Source organism: Ornithinimicrobium sufpigmenti (genome assembly GCF_004322775.1).
GTDB lineage: Bacteria > Actinomycetota > Actinomycetes > Actinomycetales > Dermatophilaceae > Ornithinicoccus > Ornithinicoccus sufpigmenti.
On record NZ_CP036403.1, the window covers coordinates 4,029,587 to 4,047,595 of the forward strand.

Annotated in this window: 22 protein-coding genes; 8 read left to right on the plus strand and 14 right to left on the minus strand. The window is 73.0% G+C overall.

Annotation, left to right across the window (positions count from 1 at the left end; all coding sequences use genetic code 11):
* Nucleotides 1-29: 29 nt before the first annotated feature.
* Entirely contained in the window at nucleotides 30-1,019 is a 990-nt protein-coding gene (locus ESZ52_RS18395; RefSeq protein ID WP_181009851.1) for a succinylglutamate desuccinylase/aspartoacylase family protein, read from the minus strand.
* Complete coding sequence (locus ESZ52_RS18400) at nucleotides 1,016-1,504, minus strand: ATP-dependent zinc protease family protein (RefSeq protein ID WP_131106210.1); 489 nt, start codon at nucleotides 1,502-1,504, stop codon at nucleotides 1,016-1,018. Before ESZ52_RS18400 ends, ESZ52_RS18395 begins: the two co-directional genes overlap by 4 nt.
* 25 nt (nucleotides 1,505-1,529) lie before the next feature.
* Here ESZ52_RS18400 and rimK point away from each other — a divergent pair, with 25 nt between their 5' ends.
* Nucleotides 1,530-2,732 (plus strand): 30S ribosomal protein S6--L-glutamate ligase, encoded by a 1,203-nt coding sequence (gene rimK, locus ESZ52_RS18405; protein ID WP_131106211.1) that lies wholly within the window; start codon nucleotides 1,530-1,532, stop codon nucleotides 2,730-2,732.
* 23 nt (nucleotides 2,733-2,755) lie between these two features.
* Here the strand turns inward: rimK and ESZ52_RS18410 are convergent, their stop codons facing one another.
* Nucleotides 2,756-3,445, minus strand: coding sequence for an NAD(P)H-binding protein (locus ESZ52_RS18410; protein ID WP_131106212.1), 690 nt, complete (start codon nucleotides 3,443-3,445; stop codon nucleotides 2,756-2,758).
* Nucleotides 3,446-3,566: 121 nt separating this feature from the next.
* On the opposite strand from ESZ52_RS18410, the gene ESZ52_RS18415 reads away from it, so the two are divergent.
* Complete coding sequence (locus tag ESZ52_RS18415; RefSeq protein WP_131106213.1) at nucleotides 3,567-4,574, plus strand: DNA topoisomerase IB; 1,008 nt, start codon at nucleotides 3,567-3,569, stop codon at nucleotides 4,572-4,574.
* Between the two features lie 59 nt (nucleotides 4,575-4,633).
* Here ESZ52_RS18415 and ESZ52_RS18420 read toward each other — a convergent pair whose 3' ends face one another.
* The 3 genes from ESZ52_RS18420 to ESZ52_RS18430 form a co-directional block, all read right to left on the minus strand.
* Nucleotides 4,634-4,924, minus strand: coding sequence for a WhiB family transcriptional regulator (locus tag ESZ52_RS18420; protein ID WP_131106214.1), 291 nt, complete (start codon nucleotides 4,922-4,924; stop codon nucleotides 4,634-4,636).
* Between the two features lie 109 nt (nucleotides 4,925-5,033).
* On the minus strand, nucleotides 5,034-6,569 hold the full coding sequence (locus tag ESZ52_RS18425) for a flavin-containing monooxygenase (RefSeq protein ID WP_131106215.1): 1,536 nt from the start codon (nucleotides 6,567-6,569) through the stop codon (nucleotides 5,034-5,036).
* Nucleotides 6,566-7,537: an alpha/beta hydrolase fold domain-containing protein gene (locus ESZ52_RS18430; RefSeq protein WP_131106216.1), complete on the minus strand. Its 972-nt coding sequence runs from the start codon at nucleotides 7,535-7,537 to the stop codon at nucleotides 6,566-6,568. Before ESZ52_RS18430 ends, ESZ52_RS18425 begins: the two co-directional genes overlap by 4 nt.
* 85 nt (nucleotides 7,538-7,622) lie before the next feature.
* Between ESZ52_RS18430 and ESZ52_RS18435 the strand changes: the two genes are divergently transcribed.
* A complete protein-coding gene (locus tag ESZ52_RS18435; RefSeq protein WP_131106217.1) occupies nucleotides 7,623-8,885 on the plus strand; it encodes an alpha-amylase family protein in 1,263 nt (420 codons plus the stop codon).
* A gap of 19 nt (nucleotides 8,886-8,904) precedes the next feature.
* Here ESZ52_RS18435 and ESZ52_RS18440 read toward each other — a convergent pair whose 3' ends face one another.
* Together ESZ52_RS18440 and ESZ52_RS18445 are read right to left on the minus strand one after the other, a co-directional pair.
* Nucleotides 8,905-9,522 (minus strand): class I SAM-dependent DNA methyltransferase, encoded by a 618-nt coding sequence (locus ESZ52_RS18440; RefSeq protein ID WP_131106218.1) that lies wholly within the window; start codon nucleotides 9,520-9,522, stop codon nucleotides 8,905-8,907.
* A 59-nt stretch (nucleotides 9,523-9,581) separates the two neighbouring features.
* Nucleotides 9,582-10,178 carry an ArsR/SmtB family transcription factor gene (locus tag ESZ52_RS18445; RefSeq protein ID WP_131106219.1) on the minus strand — a complete coding sequence of 199 codons (597 nt, stop codon included), beginning with the start codon at nucleotides 10,176-10,178 and terminating at the stop codon, nucleotides 9,582-9,584.
* Nucleotides 10,179-10,193: 15 nt separating this feature from the next.
* Here ESZ52_RS18445 and ESZ52_RS18450 point away from each other — a divergent pair, with 15 nt between their 5' ends.
* Nucleotides 10,194-11,507, plus strand: coding sequence for an MFS transporter (locus tag ESZ52_RS18450; RefSeq protein ID WP_181009852.1), 1,314 nt, complete (start codon nucleotides 10,194-10,196; stop codon nucleotides 11,505-11,507).
* A gap of 31 nt (nucleotides 11,508-11,538) precedes the next feature.
* Here ESZ52_RS18450 and ESZ52_RS18455 read toward each other — a convergent pair whose 3' ends face one another.
* The 3 genes from ESZ52_RS18455 to ESZ52_RS18465 all read right to left on the minus strand — a co-directional run bounded on the left by ESZ52_RS18455 (nucleotide 11,539) and on the right by ESZ52_RS18465 (nucleotide 12,650).
* Nucleotides 11,539-11,745 (minus strand): helix-turn-helix transcriptional regulator, encoded by a 207-nt coding sequence (locus ESZ52_RS18455; RefSeq protein WP_131106221.1) that lies wholly within the window; start codon nucleotides 11,743-11,745, stop codon nucleotides 11,539-11,541.
* The gene (locus ESZ52_RS18460; protein ID WP_131106222.1) at nucleotides 11,738-12,130 is read right to left on the minus strand and encodes a hypothetical protein; all 393 of its coding nucleotides are present in this window, start codon (nucleotides 12,128-12,130) and stop codon (nucleotides 11,738-11,740) included. Before ESZ52_RS18460 ends, ESZ52_RS18455 begins: the two co-directional genes overlap by 8 nt.
* 76 nt (nucleotides 12,131-12,206) lie before the next feature.
* Nucleotides 12,207-12,650: an NUDIX hydrolase gene (locus ESZ52_RS18465; RefSeq protein WP_131106223.1), complete on the minus strand. Its 444-nt coding sequence runs from the start codon at nucleotides 12,648-12,650 to the stop codon at nucleotides 12,207-12,209.
* An 87-nt stretch (nucleotides 12,651-12,737) separates the two neighbouring features.
* Between ESZ52_RS18465 and ESZ52_RS18470 the strand changes: the two genes are divergently transcribed.
* The 4 genes from ESZ52_RS18470 (at nucleotide 12,738) to ESZ52_RS18485 (ending at nucleotide 15,415) form a co-directional block, all read left to right on the plus strand.
* Nucleotides 12,738-13,442, plus strand: a complete 705-nt coding sequence (locus ESZ52_RS18470) for a M50 family metallopeptidase (protein WP_131106224.1) — start codon at nucleotides 12,738-12,740, stop codon at nucleotides 13,440-13,442.
* A 90-nt stretch (nucleotides 13,443-13,532) separates the two neighbouring features.
* Nucleotides 13,533-14,132: a rhomboid family intramembrane serine protease gene (locus ESZ52_RS18475; RefSeq protein WP_131106225.1), complete on the plus strand. Its 600-nt coding sequence runs from the start codon at nucleotides 13,533-13,535 to the stop codon at nucleotides 14,130-14,132.
* A gap of 100 nt (nucleotides 14,133-14,232) precedes the next feature.
* On the plus strand, nucleotides 14,233-14,616 hold the full coding sequence (locus ESZ52_RS18480) for a DUF1304 domain-containing protein (RefSeq protein WP_131106226.1): 384 nt from the start codon (nucleotides 14,233-14,235) through the stop codon (nucleotides 14,614-14,616).
* Nucleotides 14,617-14,629: 13 nt separating this feature from the next.
* Nucleotides 14,630-15,415 (plus strand): nucleotidyltransferase domain-containing protein, encoded by a 786-nt coding sequence (locus tag ESZ52_RS18485; protein WP_131106227.1) that lies wholly within the window; start codon nucleotides 14,630-14,632, stop codon nucleotides 15,413-15,415.
* A gap of 48 nt (nucleotides 15,416-15,463) precedes the next feature.
* On the opposite strand, the gene ESZ52_RS18490 is transcribed toward ESZ52_RS18485, so the two are convergent.
* The 3 genes from ESZ52_RS18490 to ESZ52_RS18500 all read right to left on the minus strand — a co-directional run bounded on the left by ESZ52_RS18490 (nucleotide 15,464) and on the right by ESZ52_RS18500 (nucleotide 17,846).
* On the minus strand, nucleotides 15,464-15,748 hold the full coding sequence (locus tag ESZ52_RS18490; RefSeq protein ID WP_131106228.1) for a GNAT family N-acetyltransferase: 285 nt from the start codon (nucleotides 15,746-15,748) through the stop codon (nucleotides 15,464-15,466).
* A 17-nt stretch (nucleotides 15,749-15,765) separates the two neighbouring features.
* On the minus strand, nucleotides 15,766-16,560 hold the full coding sequence (locus ESZ52_RS18495; protein ID WP_131106229.1) for an IclR family transcriptional regulator: 795 nt from the start codon (nucleotides 16,558-16,560) through the stop codon (nucleotides 15,766-15,768).
* A 107-nt stretch (nucleotides 16,561-16,667) separates the two neighbouring features.
* The gene (locus ESZ52_RS18500; RefSeq protein ID WP_131106230.1) at nucleotides 16,668-17,846 is read right to left on the minus strand and encodes a glycerate kinase; all 1,179 of its coding nucleotides are present in this window, start codon (nucleotides 17,844-17,846) and stop codon (nucleotides 16,668-16,670) included.
* Nucleotides 17,847-18,009: the final 163 nt, after the last annotated feature.

Below are 18,009 nucleotides of genomic sequence, written 5' to 3' on the forward strand. Positions count from 1 at the left end.
TGGCTCACGGTCCGCGCCTCCTCCCCAGCTCAGTCGTCGGACGACTCGCCGAGCTCGCCGAGGTGCACGAGGGCGTCTCCGCGGTTGGCCAGCGGGGCTTCGGAGCGGCCGATGACCACGCCCGTGCGGTCGGCCTTGACGATGGCCAGCCGCTTGCCGAAGGAGTTGAACAGCTCACCGAGCCGGTCTCCTTCCTTGACGTGCTGGCCGAGGTCGACGTCCATGTGCACGATGCCCGTCCGGCGGGCACGGACCCAGCCCGAGCGCCAGCACACGTCGCTGGGACGGGGCGCCTCGACCGACTCCTCGGGCGGGTCGATCATCCCGAGCGTGGCCAGCACCCGCAGCACCCCGTCCACCCCGGGCGTGATGGCCCACTCGTCGAAGCGCCAGGCCTCCCCCGCCTCGTAGAGCAGCACGCGGGCGCCGGCCTCCCGGGCGGCGGAGCGCAGCGAGCCGTCCCGGAGCCGGGCGTGGTACATCACCGGTGCACCGAAGGCCTCCGCCAGCTCGCGGGTGCGCGGGTCCTCCAGGTCGCAGCGGATCTGCGGCAGGTTGGTGCGCCGGTCCGATCCGGTGTGCAGGTCGATCCCCACGTCGCACTTGTGCACGACCTCGTTCATGAACAGGTGGGCGATCCGGCCCGCGAGCGAGCCCCGCACCGAGCCCGGGAAGCTGCGGTTGAGGTCGCGCCTGTCCGGCATGTAGCGGTCACGGGTCATCACGCCCAGCACGTTGACGATGGGCACGGCGATGACGGTGCCGCGGATGCTCCGGGGGTCCAGCTGGGCCATCACCCGGCGGACGATCTCGATGCCGACGACCTCGTCGCCGTGGATCGCGGCGTTGACCCACACGGTCGGACCGTCCTCGCGGCCGTGGAGGACGTGTACGGGCAGGCTCACCTCGGCACCCGTGACCAGTCGCGAGATCGGCAGGCTCACCTCCCGCCGGGAGCCGGCCCGCACCCTGACCTCGCCGATGGCGAACGACGGGCGTAGCCGCCGTCGTTCGCTCACGCGCGGCCCCAGTTGCGACGCCGCAGCTCCCGGGGCGGACGACCACCCAGGTAGGAGCGGGCCGGGTCCACGAGGTAGCCCTGCACCAGGACCTCCCGTCCGACCAGCATCCGGAAACCCATCTCGTCACGGCCGGTGAGCGTCACCTCGGCCGGGACGGTCCGCCCGCCGAGCACGACGGGGAGCAGCACCACATACCTCTCCTCGGCGTGGCCGGAGGAGGACCGGACCGTGCGCGAGTCGTGGACGGGCAGCTCCACGACCACCTCGTCCTCGGCGGTCGCCTGCCACGGGTGGACGACGAAGCGGACCCAGTCGTGCCCGTCGCGGTCGAAGGTGCGCAGGTCGAAGGCGTGCAGGGAGGAGGTCTTCGCGCCCGTGTCCACCTTGGCCTTGACCCAGTCCACCCCTACCTCGGGCAGGCGCACCCATTCCCGCCAGCCGACGACGGTCTGCTCTGTGGTGTGATGGGCTCGCTCCGACACCTGCACATCCTCTCAGGAAGCATCCATGAAGCTCGCCATCCTCTCCCGGTCGCTGCGCGCCTACTCCACCCAGCGCCTGCGCACCGCCGCCCTCGACCGGGGTCACCAGGTCAAGGTGCTGGATACCCTGCGCTTCGGGATCGACCTCACCGGCGAGGAACCGGACCTGTCCTTCAGAGGGAGGCAGCTGTCCAGCTACGACGCGATCCTGCCCCGGATCGGGGCGTCGGTCACCTACTTCGGCACCGCGGTGGTGCGGCAGTTCGAGCAGATGGACGTCTACACGCCCAACACCGCCAACGGCATCATGAACAGCCGGGACAAGCTGCGCGCCACGCAGATCCTGTCCCGCCACGCGATCGCGATGCCGGCGACCGCGTTCGTGCGCAACCGCGACGACGTGCGCAGCGCGATCTCGATGGTCGGCGGGGCCCCGGTCGTCATCAAGCTGCTCGAGGGCACCCAGGGCATCGGCGTCATCCTCGCCCCGACCGCGAAGGTCGCCGAGGCGATCATCGAGACCCTGCACGGCACCAACCAGCAGGTGCTCATCCAGCACTTCGTCAAGGAGTCGAGGGGCAAGGACATCCGCGCCCTGGTCGTCGGGGACCGGGTGGTCGCGGCCATGCGGCGACGGGCCCAGGGCGATGAGTTCCGCTCCAACGTCCACCGCGGCGGCAGCGTCGAGGGCGTCGAGCTGGACCCGGCCTACGCCGAGGTCGCGGTCCGCGCCGCGCACATCATGGGCCTGCGGGTGGCCGGCGTGGACATGCTCGAGGGCGACGAGGGGCCGCTGGTCATGGAGGTCAACTCCTCACCCGGCCTGCAGGGCATCGAGGCGGCGACCAAGCTGGACGTCGCCGGCGCGATCGTCGACTACATCGCCGACCAGGTCGGTTTCCCGGACATCGACGTGCGCCAGCGCCTCGCCGTCTCCACGGGGTATGGCGTGGCCGAGATCGCGGTGATGTCCGGCTCGGACATGATCGGCAAGACCCTCGCCGAGTCCGGGCTGCGGGAGAACGACATCCAGGTGCTCACCCTGCACCGCGGCACCCGGGTCGTGCCCAACCCGCTGCCGGGCAAGGAGCTCGAGGACGGCGACCGGCTGCTGTGCTTCGGCCGGCTGGAGAACATGCGCTCCCTCATCCCGGCCCGCTCGCGGCGGCCCCGTCGCGTGCGCCGGCTGCCCAAGAACCCGATCCTGGAGCACGAGAGCGCCTCGTAGGTCCTGGAGCCCCGGGCCAGGCGTCAGCGCTGAGCCGCGGCGTCCAGCGCCTCGGCGATGGGGGTCGGCCCGTTGACGAACTCGATCATCACGCCGCCCAGGTCGTCGCGCTCGACGACGGCCGCCAGGACGCGCGCCACGTCGGCGCGGGAGACCTGCGACTGCCCGACCACCGACGGGTCGCGGTCGGCGTCGTCCGGGCCGTAGCCCACGACGAGCAGGTGGCCCGTCGGGGCCTCGAGGGACAGGGCACCGGGGGCGACGATCGTCCAGGCGAGGTCGGTGCCGCGCAGGTGCTCGTCAGCGGCGGCCTTGGCCTCGGCGTAGGCGAAGAAGGAGTTGTCCTCCGGTACACCGTGGTCGGTGGTCGCACCGAGGTAGGAGACGATCACGTAGCGCGGGACCCCGGCCGCCACGGCGGCGTCCATGGTCCGGATCGCGGCGTCGCGGTCGACCGCGAAGGTGCGCTCCGGGTCACCGCCGCCCGCGCCGGCCGACCAGACGACGACGTCGTGGCCGCGCAGCAGCTCGGTCAGCTCCTCGACCGACAGCGACTGCACGTCGGCGACGACGGGGTTGGCCCCGCGCTCGGCGATGGCGGCCTGCTGGTCCGGGTTGCGGATGATGGCATCGACCTCGTGCCCCGCCTCGCTCAGCAGCGGGTGCAGCTCGAGGGCGATCTTTCCGTGTCCTCCGATGATGGCGATACGCATACCAGGGACAGCGCATCTCGGGTGCTCGATGTTCCCCGTGCCCTCCCGAGCCCGTGCCACCCTGCCCCGGCCCCTGCCCCTTCAGGTGTGCGCCGACGACGGGAGGCGGCACCATACCGTCATGACCCGCCTGCGCACGGTGAAGCCCGGGAGCAAGGGCTGGACCCGCCGACGCGCGGGCTCCGGCTTCACCTACCTCGACCACGACGGCAACCGCCTGCCGCAGGAGGAGGTCGACCGGATCAAGGCGCTGGCCATCCCGCCCGCCTGGAAGGACGTGTGGATCTGCCCCGTCGCCCACGGCCACATCCAAGCCGTCGGCACCGACGAGGCCGGGCGGCGGCAGTACCTCTACCACCCGACGTGGCGCGAGCAGCGGGACGAGGCGAAGTTCCGGCGGATCATCGAGGCGTCGGAACGGCTCCCTCAGGCCCGGCGGCGGGTCACCCGCGACCTGCGGCGCGAGGGTATGCCGCTCCAGCGGGCCTGCGCCACCGCCGTCCGGATGCTGGACCTGGGGTACTTCCGGATCGGCAACGACGTCTACACCGACACCCACGGCTCGTTCGGGCTGACCACCCTGGAGCGCTCGCACGTGCGCAAGGTCGCCGAGGGGCTGCGCTTCACCTTCGTCGGCAAGAGCGGGATCCAGCAGGACCTGACCATCTCCGACGACGACGTGGCTGCCTCCCTTCGGGTGATGCGCTCCCGGCGGGACGGCACCAGCCGGCTCCTGGCCTGGAGGGACGACAACGGCGCCTGGCACCTGCTCACCTCCGACGACGTCAACGCCTACCTGGCCGACATCTTCGACCACGAGCTGACTGCCAAGGACTTCCGCACCTGGCACGCGACCGTGCACGCGGCGGTCGCGCTGGCCGCCTCGCCGGAGCCGGGCGACAGCAAGACCAGCCAGCGTCGTGCGGTCAAGGAGGCGGTGGAGGAGGTCTCGGACTACCTGGGCAACACCCCGACGATCGCCAAGGGCTCCTACATCGACCCGCGCGTCATCGAGGCCTACGAGGAGGGCGAGACGATCACCGTGCCGGGCGCGTCGTCGGGGACGAGCGCCCGGACCCGGCAGAGCGCGGTCGAGAAGGCGGTGCGGGACCTGCTGTCGGACGACTGAGCTCCGTCCGCAGGTCGTCTGCGGGTGGTCAGGTGGTCAGCGAGCTCGCCCGAGGGTCGTCAGCTCGCCTTGTCCGCGTCTTCGCTGCGGTAGATGGCCTCGCGCTCGTCCTCGGTCAGACCACCCCAGACGCCGTAGGGCTCGCGGACGCGCAGGGCGTGGTCGCGGCAGGTGTCGAGCACCGGACAGGTGCCGCAGACCGCCTTCGCCCGCTGGACGCGGCGCTCCCGCGAGGGGCCGCGCTCACCCTCCGGGTGGAAAAAGATGTCGGGGCTGGCATCACGGCAGGCACCGTTCTGTTGCCACTCCCACACCTCGATCATCGGCTCCAGGGCCTCGGACTGGGTCATCGTCCAACCACCTCCTTCATGGGGCACTCAACCTCATGTCGAGGCGGAAGGTTACCGATTTGACCAAAACATGGGAAAAGATCACCCCTGGGGGTGCGAAAACGGGGTCTCACCAGGGCAGTTTCCGCTCCGGAAGGGAGCTGCGCCGCCGACCCCTCAGCGTCCGGTCCAGGTCCAGCCTCCGCACGGCGAGCGCGTCGGTGAGATAGCTCTGCCGCATCCGCCACGGGTCGCGGTCACCCTGGTCCGGCAGGCTGCCCTCGGCCCGGCGCAGGTAGCCGGCGTCCAGGCCCATGAGCGGGCGCCGGTCCATCCCGGGCTCCTCCCGCTCCTCCATGGGGACGGCCACGGCATACCCCCGGTCCTCCATCCACGACAGCACCCGCGCCACCAGGCGCGCGGTGAGGTCGGACCGCAGGGTCCAGGAGGCGTTGACGTAGCCGACGGTGAAGGCGAAGTTGGGCAGGCCGGTGATCATCGCGCCGGCCCAGACCAGCTGCTCGCCCAGCGGCACGGGTATGCCGTCCACCTGCGGCTCGATCCCGCCCGCGACCTGGACGCGCAGGCCGGTGGCGGTGACGAGCACGTCGGCTGGCACGACCTCGCCGGTGCGCAGCCTGACCCCCTCCGGGACGACCCGCTCGATGGTGCCGGTGACAATGCGGGCGCGGCCGCTGCGCAGGGCGGCGAAGAAGTCGCCGTCGGGTGCGGCGCAGAGCCGCTGGTCCCACGGGTCGTAGGGCGGGGTCAGGTGGGCGTCGACGTAGTCCCGCGCGGCGTCGTCGCCGCCCAGGGCCCGGGCCGCCCGGTCGGTCAGCACGCGGCCGGCCAGCCGCGGCGCGGCGCGCATCGCGGCCCACAGCGCGGACCCGGTCAGCACGTTCTTCGTCCGCGCGAGCCGGTGGGCCGGTCCTGCGGGCAGCAACCACCGCGCCCGGTCGGCGAACCGGTCCCGGGAGGGGATCGAGCCCACCCAGGTAGGGGTGCGCTGCAGCATCGTCACCTGCGCCGCGACCTGGCCGTCCTCACCAGGCTGGGCCAGGGCCGGCACCAGCGTGATCGCCGTCGCCCCGGAGCCGACGACCACCACCCGGCGCCCGTCGTAGCTCAGGTCCGCCGGCCAGAACTGCGGGTGGACCACGTCGCCGGAGAAGTCCGCCAGCCCGGGGACCTGGGCGTCGTGCGGGTCGTCGTAGGAGTAGTAGCCGGTGCAGACGTGCAGGAACCGGCAGGTCCGCTCCTGCCGACCCTCCGGGGTCTGGACGGTCAGCGTCCAGCGGGCGGCTGCCGTGTCGAAGGAGGCACCGACCACCTTGTGCCGCAGCCGGACCCGCTCGGTGATGCCGTGCTCGGCAGCGGTCTGCCGGAGGTAGTCGAGGATCTGTGCCCCGGACCCGATCGCCTCCTGCTCGCGCCACGGGGCGAAGGGGTAGGCGAGGGTGAACATGTCGGAGTCGGACCGCACCCCCGGGTAGCGGAAGAGGCTCCACGTGCCGCCCAGGTCGTCCCGGGCCTCGAGGACCTCCAGGCGCAGGTGCGGCAGGGCCGTGCGCAGCCGGTGCGCGGCGCCGATCCCGGACAGCCCCGCCCCGACGACCACGACGTCGACGTCCACCGGCGCGCCGAGGTCGGCCAGCCCTGTCATCCGCGCGCCGACCCCAGCGACGCCTGCACGCCGGCCAGCAGCGCGACGCGGTCCCGGCGCCCTTCCGGGGTGGGCAGCAGGACGTGCACGTGCGGGGACCCTTCCGCCACCTGGACGGTGATGTCGGTCCCGGCCTCCCGGCAGCGACGCTCCAGGACCGCGACGTCGGGCCAGCAGATGTCCCGGGTGCCGGAGTAGACCTGGATCGGCGGCAGCCCGGAGAGGTCGCCGAAGACCGGGCTGACCCTCGGGTCCTGCAGGTCGAGGTCGCCGGCCCAGGCCTCCAGCAGCGGCGCGGTGCCGGCCCGGGAGAGCCACGGGTCGGAGGGCTCCACCTCCGCGATGGCAGGGTTGGACTGGCTCAGGTCGAGGGCCGGGCTGATCAGGGTCACGCCGACGAGCCGGGGGTCGCCGCGCAGGTGCTGGGCGGCCAGCAGGGCGATGGCGCCACCGGCGGAGTCACCGGCGAGGTGGATGCGCACGCTCGCCGGGCCGTCCCCCTCCCGGCGGGTGACGAGCTCCACCACCGCGTCGACCAGCGCGAAGACCTCCTCGCCCGTGTGCTGGGGCGCACGGCCGTAGTGCGGCACGTACACCGGCGCGCCGGTCGCGTCCGCGAGGTCGCCGATCAACCGCCAGTGCTGTCGGGCGATGCCGTGCACGAAGGCGCCGCCGTGGAAGTAGACGACCGCGGCCCTCGGAACGGATGGCCCCGGGGTCGTCGTCGTGGTCGTCGTCGGGGTCGTCGTCGGGGTCGTCGCCCTGGGAGCCGGCCGCACCCGGTCGAGGGCGGGCCGGCCGGGGACCGGCAGGGCGTGCCGGCGCACCCGGGCGCGCAGCGGGGCCGGGGGTGGAGCCGGCGGCTTCCCGCGGGTCAGCGAGCGCAGCCCGCGTGCGCGGGTGGCGGTGGCCGGGTGCAGGGCCAGGCGCAGATAGGTCACGACGCCTCGGTTCTGCCAGCTGGTCACGGGTGCGACGTTAGCGTTCGACGTGAACGTTCGACCTGAGCGGCCGACGTGAGCGCACCACCGTGGGACCTCCTACCCTGGTCCGATGCCGACATCACCCACCTGGCCGGAGCACGCGATCTTCTGGCACGTCTACCCGCTCGGGTTCACCGGCGCGCCGGTGAGCGGGGAGGAGGCGAGGGCGGAGATCGCGCCCGGGGCCACGCCATACCCGCGCCTGCGGCACCTCACCCGCTGGCTGGACCACCTGGTGGAGCTGGGCTGCAACGGGCTGCTGCTCGGCCCGGTCTTTGCCTCGGCCGGACACGGCTACGACACCCTGGACCACCGTCGGATCGACCCCCGGCTGGGGACCGAGGAGGACTTCGCGGCGCTCGTCGGCGGCTGCCGTGCCCGCGGTGTGCGGCTCGTCCTGGACGGGGTCTTCAACCACCTGTCCGCCGAGCACCCCGTCGTGCGGCGGGGCGTCGAGGGCGGGCCGGACTCGGAGGCGGGACGGTGGCTGAAGTGGGTGGACGGCAACCCGCGGTGGTTCGAGGGGCACTCGGCGCTGGTCGAGCTGGACCTGACCCACCCCCCGGTCCGCGACGAGGTCGCCTCGGTGATGACTCACTGGCTGGAGCAGGGGGCGGACGGGTGGCGGCTGGACGCCGCCTATGCCCCGGGAGCGGAGGTATGGCGTCCCGTCATCGAGCGGGTGCGCGCCACCCATCCGGAGGCGTGGATCGTCGGTGAGGTCATCCACGGCGACTACCCGGCCTTCGTGAGCGGGTCGGGCGTGGACTCGGTGACGCAGTACGAGCTGTGGAAGGCGACCTGGTCCGCGCTGCTCGACGCGAACCTCTACGAGCTGGACCACGGGCTGCGCCGGCACAGCGAGTTCCTGGACACCTTCGTGCCGCAGACCTTCGTCGGCAACCACGACGTCACCCGCATCGCCTCCAAGGTCGGCGAGGACGGGGCGGTCCTCGCCCTGACGGTGCTGATGACCGTCGGCGGGGTCCCGTCGGTCTACTACGGGGACGAGGAGGGCTACACCGGCGTCAAGGAGGACCGGGCCGGCGGGGACGACGCGGTGCGGCCACGCTTCCCGCACGAGCCCGGTGACCTGGGGACCTGGGGTCAGCGGGTGCACCGCGCGCACGTCGACCTCATCGGCCTGCGGCGCCGGCACCCCTGGCTGGTGCGCGCCCGCACCGAGACCGTGACGTTGACCAACGAGCACCTCGTCTACCGGTCGGCCGGCCCCGAGGGTCAGTCGCTCGAGGTCGAGCTCGACCTGCGCGGAGGCGCCCGCCGTGCGGTGGTCCGAGACGGCGAGGGCCAGCAGCTCTGGGCGTGGGGGTGATCCTGCCGGTGACCCGGCGTCAGCGGCGGGCGACGGCCAGGAAGACCGGGAAGACCTCGCCGTGCTTGACCAGCGTGGTGCAGTCCTCGACGGTCACGTCGGTGAAGCCGGCCGCGCGCAGCTGACGGGCGAGGCTCTGGCGGTCGAAGCCGTCGTGGCCGTCGAAGTCGTGCAGGTGGGTGTGGAAGCGCCCGTCGTCGCTGTCCAGGTCGGCGACGGCGAGGTGCCCGCCGGGCGCGAGCAGGCGGTGCAGGCCCGTGAGCACCGGGGCGAGGTCGGGGATGTGGTGCAGGACGAGGCTGGAGACCGCCAGGTCGAAGGCCTCGTCGGGTAGCTTCACGTCCGGGTCGGTGAGGTCCAGGTCCCACACCCGTGTGCCTTCGGGCAGCGACCCGACGGCCACCTTCTCCTCGGCCACCTGCCGCATACCGGAGGAGCTGTCGGCCAGGGTGAGCTGCCCCACCGCCCCCTGCAGCGCCTGGGCGACCAGGCCGGTGCCGGCGCCGTACTCGAGCACCCGCTCCCGACCGGTCAGCGGCACGGCCGCCCGGACCGCCTCGGCGATCTGCCGGGCGCGGTCCACCTTCTCCTGGTCGTCGTAGTCCTGCGCGATGCCGTCGAAGTGTTCCCGGGCCATGGGCTCAGCCTGCCAGGAGAACAGGTGACCAGGTGGACAGGTGGGCAGGCGAGGCCGGGTCAGTCCTCGGCCGGCAGCGGGAAGATCGCGCTGTAGAGCTTGACCATCCGGGTGCCCTCCCCGCCGTCCCCCTGACGGGCCGCCCGGGCTCTCTCCCCGTGCTCGGCCACGACCTGGGACAACGCGCGGGCGAGGTCCCCCACCTCCTCCGGGGTCATCCGGGTGGTGAGCTCGTCCATGAGTGCCACCTCCAGCCACTCGCGCTCCTCGTGGGGCTGGCGGTCGATCCACTCCAGCCCCCGGCGGGCACGTTCCTGGACCTGGTGCCGCTGGACCAGCTCCATGGAGGTGAACGCCCCGGGGTCCTCGGCGACCGCGTCGACACCGAAGGAGATGCCCTCGGCCCGCCACCAGCGTTCCCGTCCGGTGCCGCGACCCTCGACCTCGGAGACGACACCGTGCCGTTCGAGCTGACGCAGGTGGTAGCTGGTCTGCCCGGTGCTCTCCCCGGTCGCCCGGGCCAGCATCGTGGCCGTCGCGGGACCGTGGTCCTTGAGGTGGTCGTACAGGCGCAGCCGCAGCGGGTGGGCGAACGCCTTGAGGGCCGAGGTGTCGATGGCGGGGGCACGCCCGGGTGGGGGGTTGCGTTCGGTCATTGTGCAGAGCTACCTTTGCAGAGGATTCTTTGCAACGTTTCTTCTGCACCCAGTCTAGGAGCCGCCATCCGCCTCTTCCGTCTGCACCTCGCCGGGGTCGGCCTGGGCAACCTCGCCGACGGCATCGTCGCCGGAGCCGTGCCGCTCCTGGCGATCGCCCTGACCCGGGACCCCGTGCTCATCGGTCTGGTCCCCACCGCGCTCTGGCTGCCCTGGCTGCTGGGGGCCCTGCTCGTCGGGGCCGTCGTCGACCGGACCGACCGGGCCCGTCTGCGACGGCTGGCGCTGGCTGCCCGGGCCTGTGTCCTCGGCGCGGGGGCCGGCGCCGCGCTCGCGGACGTGCTCACCATCTGGGTGCTGCTCGGCCTGTGCCTGGCGTATGCCGCCACCGAGCTGTTCTCCGACCTGGCGGCGAGCGCGATGATCCCCCAGCTCGTGGCGCGGGAGGACCTGCCCCGGGCCAACGCCCGGGTGATGGGCACCGAGCGGCTCATGCAGGAGTTCGTCGGTCAGCCGATCGGCGGGGCCCTGGTGATCCTCGGCGCCGGCTGGGTGTTCGGCGGGGCAGCGGCCGTGGTGGTGCTCGTGGTGCTCCTGCTGGGCCGGCTGCGCCGGCCCGAGGGCTTCGTCGCCCAGCGCTCGACCCCGGCTACCACGGCGACCGAGGAGGCCGTGAGCGTGCGTCAGGACTTGGCCGAAGGTCTGCGTCTCGTGCTGAGCCACCCGGTCGTGCGGCCCTTCACCGTCTCGGCGGCGCTGACCAACTTCGCCAACACCGCCTACTTCTCGATGTTCGTGCTGTGGGCGGTGGGCCCGGGCTCGGCGGTCGGGCTGGAGCCGTGGCAGTTCCCGATCCTGGTCGCGGTGCTCTCGGCCGGCGCGATCGCGGGCTCGCTCGTGCCGAGCCGGTGGGTGGTCCGCGCGGGAGAGGTGCGGGTGATGATCGGCTGCTGGTTCGTCAACTCGGCGCTGCTGCTGGTGCCGGTGCTGGTCCCGACCTGGTGGGCCATCGGGACCGCCCTGGTGTTCATCGGCGCCACCAACATGGTGAGCAACGTCATCGGCTCCAGCATCCGTCAGCGGGTCGTCCCGGCCAGGCTGCTGGGCCGCACCGGCGGCGCGACCCGCACCCTGATCTTCGGCACGATGGCGATCGCCGGGCCCGTCGGTGGGCTGGTCGCCCGAGAGCTGGGGCTGCCGACGTTGTTCGTGGGCGCGACCGTGATGGCGCTGCTGGTCACCGCCTGGGTCGCGGCGCGGGTCGACCAGGGTGTCGTGGACCGCGCCGAGGCCGCGCTGGCCGAGCAGGAGGCCAGGTCGTTCGTCTGAGGCCGACGCCGCCCCGCGCCCTGCCGCGGTGTCATCCGTCGGTCAGCCGGAAGATCTCCTCCACCGGACGGGCGAAGAGGTGGGCCAGCCGTAGGGCGAGCGGCAGGCTGGGGTCGAACCGTCCGGTCTCGATGGCGTTGATCGTCTGTCGCGAGACCCCGACCTCCGCGGCCAGCCGGCCCTGGCTCCAGCCGCGCTCCTCCCGCAGGGCCCGCACGGTGCTGGTCGTCTCAGCCACGGAGCTTGGTCAGCTCCACGGCGTAGAGCACCCAGAAGAGCAGCGGCAGCGCTACCCAGGCGGCGATCGCCCAGACGCCGGGGACCGGGCCCGGGACGTAGAGCAGGGCGAGGACGAGCAGCCCGGCGATGATCAACGCGCCCGTGAAGGCGTGCGCTGCGGCGTTCTGCGCGGCCTGCCGCTCGACGCTGTCCGGGGAGTCCTCGCGCAACGTCCGCCGTCGACGACGGGCGGTGACGTTGACGGCCAGGGCGGTCGGGATGATGAGCAGCGCGAAGGCGAGCATGCGGAGCGGGGCACTACCCTGCTGGTCCGCGAACCACAGCGCAGCCACCCCTGCGAGCACCAGCACCGCGACGAGCACCCAGATGTCCCGAGATCGCATCTGTCATGTGTACTTGACAGTTCGACGGCGTGTCAAGTGCACTTGTCAGGGGTCGGCTGCCCCCGGACCCGGCTCGTCAGCGCTGCGGACCCCACGTCCGGTCGAGCGCCAGCTGCACGATCACCGCGGTGGGCTCGACGAGCGGGAAGTCCGCCCTCGGCACCCAGCGCGCGAAGTCGGTCGTCCCGTCCTGCTCCACGGTCCCGAGCTCGCCCCCGACGATGGTCGCCGCATACAGCAGCCGCTGGGAACGGAAGGGGCGGCCGGACTCCTGGTGACCGGTGAAGTGGTGCTCGGCGAGCAGGGGCCCGACCTCGACGGCATACCCGGTCTCCTCGTGGACCTCCCGGACCACCGCGTCCTCGAGCCGCTCGTCGAAGTCGACGCCGCCGCCGGGCAGGGACCAGCCGGGCCGCAGACCGCGTGGCCCGCCGTTGAACCAGGTCAGCAGGATCCGGTCCTGCGCGTCCACGAGGACGGCATAGACGGCCAGGCGGGTGTCGTACTCGGTGTAGTGCACGGCGAGAAACCTACCCGCGCCCGGTGCCCCGTCGGGTATGCCGCCGCGTCCGGCAGCGGGCCCTGGATCGTGTGCCAGGATCGGTGCGTGCTGGGTGAGCTGTGGGGGCGGGCGAGCGCCACGCAGCCCCCGTTGTCCTGGGAGACCAGCCTGCTGTTCGGTCGGGTCGCCCTGCTGGTGACCTGGAGCCCCGTCGGCCACCGGCTGGTGCGCCACCTGGTCACGCTGGTGCACGAGGCCGGCCACGCCGCGGTCGCGGGTCTTCTCGGACGCCGGCTCTCCGGCATCCGGCTGCACTCCGACACCTCCGGCGTGACCGTGTCCCGCGGCCGGCCGCGCGGGCCGGGCATGGTGGCGACCCTGCTCGCCGGGTACCCGGCCCCTGCCCTGGTCGGCCTGGTGGGGGCCTACCTCCTCGGTGCGGGGTATGCGGCGGCTGTCCTCTGGGCGCTGGTCCTCACCTGCGCGCTCGTGCTGCTGCTGGTGCGCAACCTCTACGGGCTGTGGGTGGTGCTCGTGCTGGGGGTGGGCGTGGCCCTGCTGTCCTGGACCGCGCCTGCTGCCGTGCTGTCGGGGACGGCATACCTCGTGGTGTGGGCCCTGCTCCTGGCGGCGCCCCGCGCGGTGGTCGACCTGCACCGCGAGCGCAGGCGCGGTCGGCGTGGGGGCAGCGACGCCGAGCAGCTGAGGAGGCTGACCGGACTGCCGGCGTGGCTCTGGACCGCCGCCTTCGGACTGGTGACCGTCGGCGCGCTGGTCGCCGGCGCCCGGGAGCTCGTGCCGGTGAGCTGAGTCGCTGGGCAGGCGACTGGGTCAGCGGTGCCCGGTGAGCGGTGCGGTCCGGGGCCCGCTGATCGACGTCAAGCCTGCGACGATAGGCCCGTGACGATCTCCCAGCAGACCCGTGCCGGCTCCCCGACCTGGCGGCACCGCCTCGTGCCGGTGCTGGTGCTGGTCGCCCTGATGTGGGTGCTGGAGCTCGTCGACCTGCTCCTCCCGCTGAACTTCGACCAGTTCGGGATCCGCCCGCGCGACACGGACCACCTGGTCGGGATCGTGCTCAGCCCCTTCCTGCACCTCGGCTTCGGCCACCTGGTCGCCAACACGACCTCGCTGCTCGTCCTGGGCGGGCTGCTGGCCCTGACCACCCGTCACCTGTGGGTGGTCACCGGGCTGGTCGTGCTGCTCGGCGGGGTGGGCGTCTGGCTGTTCGGCGGCTCGGGCAGCGTGCACATTGGCGCCAGCGGGGTGGTCTACGGCTACGCCGCCTTCCTTGCCGTCTACGGCTTCGTGGCGCGCCGCCTCGGTCCGGCGCTGGTCGGCCTGCTGGTCGTGGTGGCGTACGGCTCCCTGCTGTGGGGCGTGCTGCCGGTGCGCGAGGGGGTCTCCTGGCAGGCTCACCTCTTCGGCGCCGTGGCCGGGGTGCTCGTCGCGGTCTGGCTCGGGCGGCAGGACCGCGAGGCGCGCCCGGCACGCCGCTGAACCACCGCTGACAGCGACCTGGGCAAATCGTTGTCGGACCGTCACTGATCCGTGACCGTCTCGAGACCGGATCCGCAGATCGGCTTCCTATCCTGGCCCGGTGCTGTTCGTCGGACTCATCCTCGCTGCCCTCGCGGCGGTGCTGCACGTCTACCTCTTCTACCTCGAGTCCGTCGCCTGGACCTCTCGGGAGGCGCGCCGGATTTTTCGCACCACCCCGCAGGAGGCGCAGCAGCTGCGGCTCCTGGCCTTCAACCAGGGTTTCTACAACCTCTTCCTCGCCGTGCTCGTCGCCCTCGGCGCCGTCTCCTACGCCGTGGGCTCCACCACGGTCGGGCTGACCCTCCTGCTGGCCGGCACCGGCTGCATGCTGGCCGCAGCGGTCGTGCTCGCCCTCAGCTCTGCCGTGCACCGGCGGGCGGCCCTGCAGCAAGGTGCCCTGCCCCTCCTCGCCGTCCTGGCCCTGGTCGGCTCCCTCGTCTGAGACCGGCCCGGCCATGCTTGGGGAGGACCAGGGACTGGACGGGCACGGCCACGTCCGGCGCGAGGGGGACCTGAGCCTGGTGCAGCGGCCGTTCGCACCGCTGGTGCAGCAGTTCGTCTCCGCCGCCCGGGCTACCTTCGCGGCGGACCTGGACAGCGTCTACCTCTACGGCAGCATCCCGCGCGGCACCGCACGCGTCGGGGTCTCCGACCTCGACGGCCAGCTGCTGCTCCGGCGCGAGCCCACGGCGGATGACCGCGTGGCCGTGCGTCACCTGGAGGAGACGCTGGGAGCGGCTGCGCCGCAGGTCAGTTCCGTCGGGATCCTGCTCGACTCGCGCGCCGCCCTGGTCGACCCGGCCGAGCGCTACGACGGTGGCTTCCACATCCGGGTGCTGTGCACCCCCGTCTGGGGGCCGGACGCCGGTGCGGAGGTGTCGCCGCACACGGTGAGTCTCGAGCTCGCCAGGGGGATCCAGGGGGACTGGCGTGGTGCGCTCCGGCGGCTGCGGCAGCACGGGACGCACCCCCCTGCCGACCTCGGGCCGTTCTGCCGGTCCACCGGCCGGCGTCTCGCTCGCATCGCTTTCGCCTGGGTGATGCCCCGCTGGGGCGGCTGGAGCAGCGACCCGGCCGTCATGCACCGGGTGGTGGCCGGGCTCGAGCCCGGGTGGGCGGCGCCGATGGCCGCGGCCGTCCGGCTCGGCTGGGAGGGCGAGCAGTCTCTGGCATTGGCGCAGGAGCTGCTGGACGACTTCGCGGAGGAGCTGACCGTCCACGGCACCGCGCTCGGCGCCTGACCCGGGCACGACTCGCCGCCCGTGCCTGGCTCGTACCCCTGCGCCCCCCTACGCCAGGAGGTCGGCGTAGTCCGGGTGCTTGTCGATCCAGGAGGCCACGAAGGGGCACCGGGCCAGGACCTTGTGCCCACCCTTGCTGCGCACGTCGTCCAGCGCTCCCCGGACCAGCGAGCTCCCGACGCCCTTGCCCTCGTGGGCGTCATCGACCTCGGTGTGGGTGAAGACGACGACGTCGTCACCCAGCTGGTAGGCGGCGAACCCGGCGACCTCGCCGTCCAGGTGCGCCTCGTACCGGTGCTGCTCGGCGTTCTGCGTGACCGTGATCTCGCTCATCGCTCGACCGTAGTCCACTAGCCGAGCAGCAGCGAGCGGTCCGCGCCGAGCACCTCGGCGATCTGCCGCGCGGTCTCGCGGAGCACGCTGACCCCCTGCTCCACGGCCTCGTCGTCCATGCGGGCGCTCGGCCCGGACATGGACAGTGCCATCTTGCGCGGCGCGCCGGTCACCGGCACGGCCACGCAGCGCACACCGATCTCCTGCTCCTCCTCGTCCGTGGCGTACCCCCGGACCCGGGCCAGCGCCAGGTTCTCCAGGAGCTCCCCGGGTGTGGTGAGCGTGTGCTCGGTGAGGCGCGGCATACCGGTGCGGGACAGCAGCGCCCGGACCTCGTCCTCCGGCAGCTGGGACAGCATGACCTTGCCGACCGCGGTCCCGTGCGGCGGCACCCGCCGACCGACCTCGGTGAACATCCGCATCAGCGTGGTCGAGGGCTGGACCTGGGCGACGTAGACGACGTGGTCGTCCTCCAGGACGGCCACGTTCACCGACTCCCCGAGCTGCTCGACCGCCCGGGAGAGGTAGGGCCCGGCCCACACCCCGATGCGCCGGGCGGACTCCGCCGACAGCCGCAGCAGCTTGGGGCCCAGGGAGTACTGCCGGTTGGCCTCCTGGCGCACGTAGCCCAGGTCGACCAGGCTGCGGATGAGCCGGTGGATCGTGGCGGGCGGAAGAGACAGCTGCTCGGCCAGCTGCGAGAGGCTGATCATGCCCCCCGCGTCCGCCATCGCCTCCAGGATGCCGAAGGCCCGCTCCAGCGACTGCACGCCACCGGCGCGCGCCGCGGGTGCGCTGCTGGGTTCCGGCATCGGTGGTCCTTGCTCGTGCTGCTCGGCGGTCCTCGGTGATCTGGTGCAGTCCCCAGATCTTCCCCTGCCCCGCTTCGTGGGAGGAAAGTTCTGCTCTGCGAAAAAGTCTACCCCCGGCTGGGCGGCGACGAACCGGCCTCCGGCAGGCCGCGGGCGATCCGTCGGCCGACCTCCCGCAGGAGGACGCCAGGGCGGGTGAACGACTCCTCGGGGTGCGCGGCCAGGTCGGTGAGCGCGTGGGCGGCCCCGAAGCCGGCCCGTTGCAGCTGCTGCTCGTCGAGCGTCACCCGGCCCGCGACCGCGACCACGGGCACACCCGCGGCACGGGCCGCGGCCGCGACCGCCGCCGGCGCCTTGCCGTGCAGCGTCTGGTCGTCCAGGGACCCCTCGCCGGTGACGACCAGGTCGGCGCCGGCCAGGGCCCGGTGGAAGCCGGTGAGCTCGAGCACCACCTCGGCACCCGGCCGCAGCTCGGCCCCGAGGAGGGCCAGCGCGGCGAAGCCGACCCCGCCGGCCGCACCGGCGCCCGGGGCGTCCCTCAGGTCCTGTCCGGTATGCCGTGCGACCACATCGGCGAGGTGGGCCAGCCCTGCGTCCAGCGCCCGGACCTGGTGCTGGCCGGCCCCCTTCTGCGGGCCGTAGACGGCAGCCGCGCCCTGCGGACCGGTCAACGGGTTGTCCACGTCGCAGGCCACCGTGAGACGCGCCGCCGCCAGCCCGGGGTGCAGATCGCCCAGGTCCACGCGGGCGAGGCGGCCCAGACCGGCACCCCCCGGCGTGAGCGGTGACCCGTCGACCTCGAGCATCCGGACCCCCAGGGCCTGCAGGAGGCCCGCACCCCCGTCCGTCGACGCGCTGCCGCCGATGCCCACCAGCACGAAGGCGGCGCCGGCGTCGAGGGCGTGGGCGATGGCTTCACCCAGCCCGCGGCTCGTCGCCGCCATCGCGGTCATCTGCGTCGGCCGCCCGGGGAGGCGGGCGAGGCCGCATACCTCGGCCATCTCGACCACCGCCTCGCGCCCATCGGCCCGGACGGCGTAGGAGGTGAGGACCGGGTCCCCGAGCGGTCCGGCGGCGGTGAGCTCGACCGGCTCGAACCCTGCGGAGTTCGCCGCGGCCAGCAGACCGTCGCCGCCGTCGGCCACGGGCACCACGACGACCTCCGCGTCAGGGCGCTCCAGCGCGATCCCCTCGGCCAGGTGTCCGGCGACCTCGGCCGCGGTCAGCGTGCCCTTGAACTTGTCGGGGGCGAGCAGGACGCGGGGCGCGCGCGGTGCGGTGGACATCGTCGAGCCTCGTTCCGTCGGCGGTCGTCCCGGCCGTGTGCCAGCCGGGCTGCTCCGATTATCCGGACACCCTGGCGGGTCGCGCGAGCGAGGGGCTAGCCTGTCGCCCGCACCGTCGCGCCCTCGACGTGCCGCCCGGCCGCCGTCGGCCCTCGTCGGCCCG

Bases quoted from the DNA above. Each gene is read 5' to 3' on its own strand.
- rimK (WP_131106211.1), top strand. From the start codon at position 1,530: ATGAAGCTCGCCATCCTCTCCCGGTCGCTGCGCGCCTACTCCACCCAG.
- ESZ52_RS18410 (WP_131106212.1), bottom strand. From the start codon at position 3,445: ATGCGTATCGCCATCATCGGAGGACACGGAAAGATCGCCCTCGAGCTG.
- ESZ52_RS18415 (WP_131106213.1), top strand. From the start codon at position 3,567: ATGACCCGCCTGCGCACGGTGAAGCCCGGGAGCAAGGGCTGGACCCGC.
- ESZ52_RS18420 (WP_131106214.1), bottom strand. From the start codon at position 4,924: ATGACCCAGTCCGAGGCCCTGGAGCCGATGATCGAGGTGTGGGAGTGG.
- ESZ52_RS18425 (WP_131106215.1), bottom strand. From the start codon at position 6,569: ATGACAGGGCTGGCCGACCTCGGCGCGCCGGTGGACGTCGACGTCGTG.
- ESZ52_RS18435 (WP_131106217.1), top strand. From the start codon at position 7,623: ATGCCGACATCACCCACCTGGCCGGAGCACGCGATCTTCTGGCACGTC.
- ESZ52_RS18440 (WP_131106218.1), bottom strand. From the start codon at position 9,522: ATGGCCCGGGAACACTTCGACGGCATCGCGCAGGACTACGACGACCAG.
- ESZ52_RS18445 (WP_131106219.1), bottom strand. From the start codon at position 10,178: ATGACCGAACGCAACCCCCCACCCGGGCGTGCCCCCGCCATCGACACC.
- ESZ52_RS18460 (WP_131106222.1), bottom strand. From the start codon at position 12,130: ATGCGATCTCGGGACATCTGGGTGCTCGTCGCGGTGCTGGTGCTCGCA.
- ESZ52_RS18485 (WP_131106227.1), top strand. From the start codon at position 14,630: ATGCTTGGGGAGGACCAGGGACTGGACGGGCACGGCCACGTCCGGCGC.
- ESZ52_RS18490 (WP_131106228.1), bottom strand. From the start codon at position 15,748: ATGAGCGAGATCACGGTCACGCAGAACGCCGAGCAGCACCGGTACGAG.
- ESZ52_RS18495 (WP_131106229.1), bottom strand. From the start codon at position 16,560: ATGCCGGAACCCAGCAGCGCACCCGCGGCGCGCGCCGGTGGCGTGCAG.
- ESZ52_RS18500 (WP_131106230.1), bottom strand. From the start codon at position 17,846: ATGTCCACCGCACCGCGCGCGCCCCGCGTCCTGCTCGCCCCCGACAAG.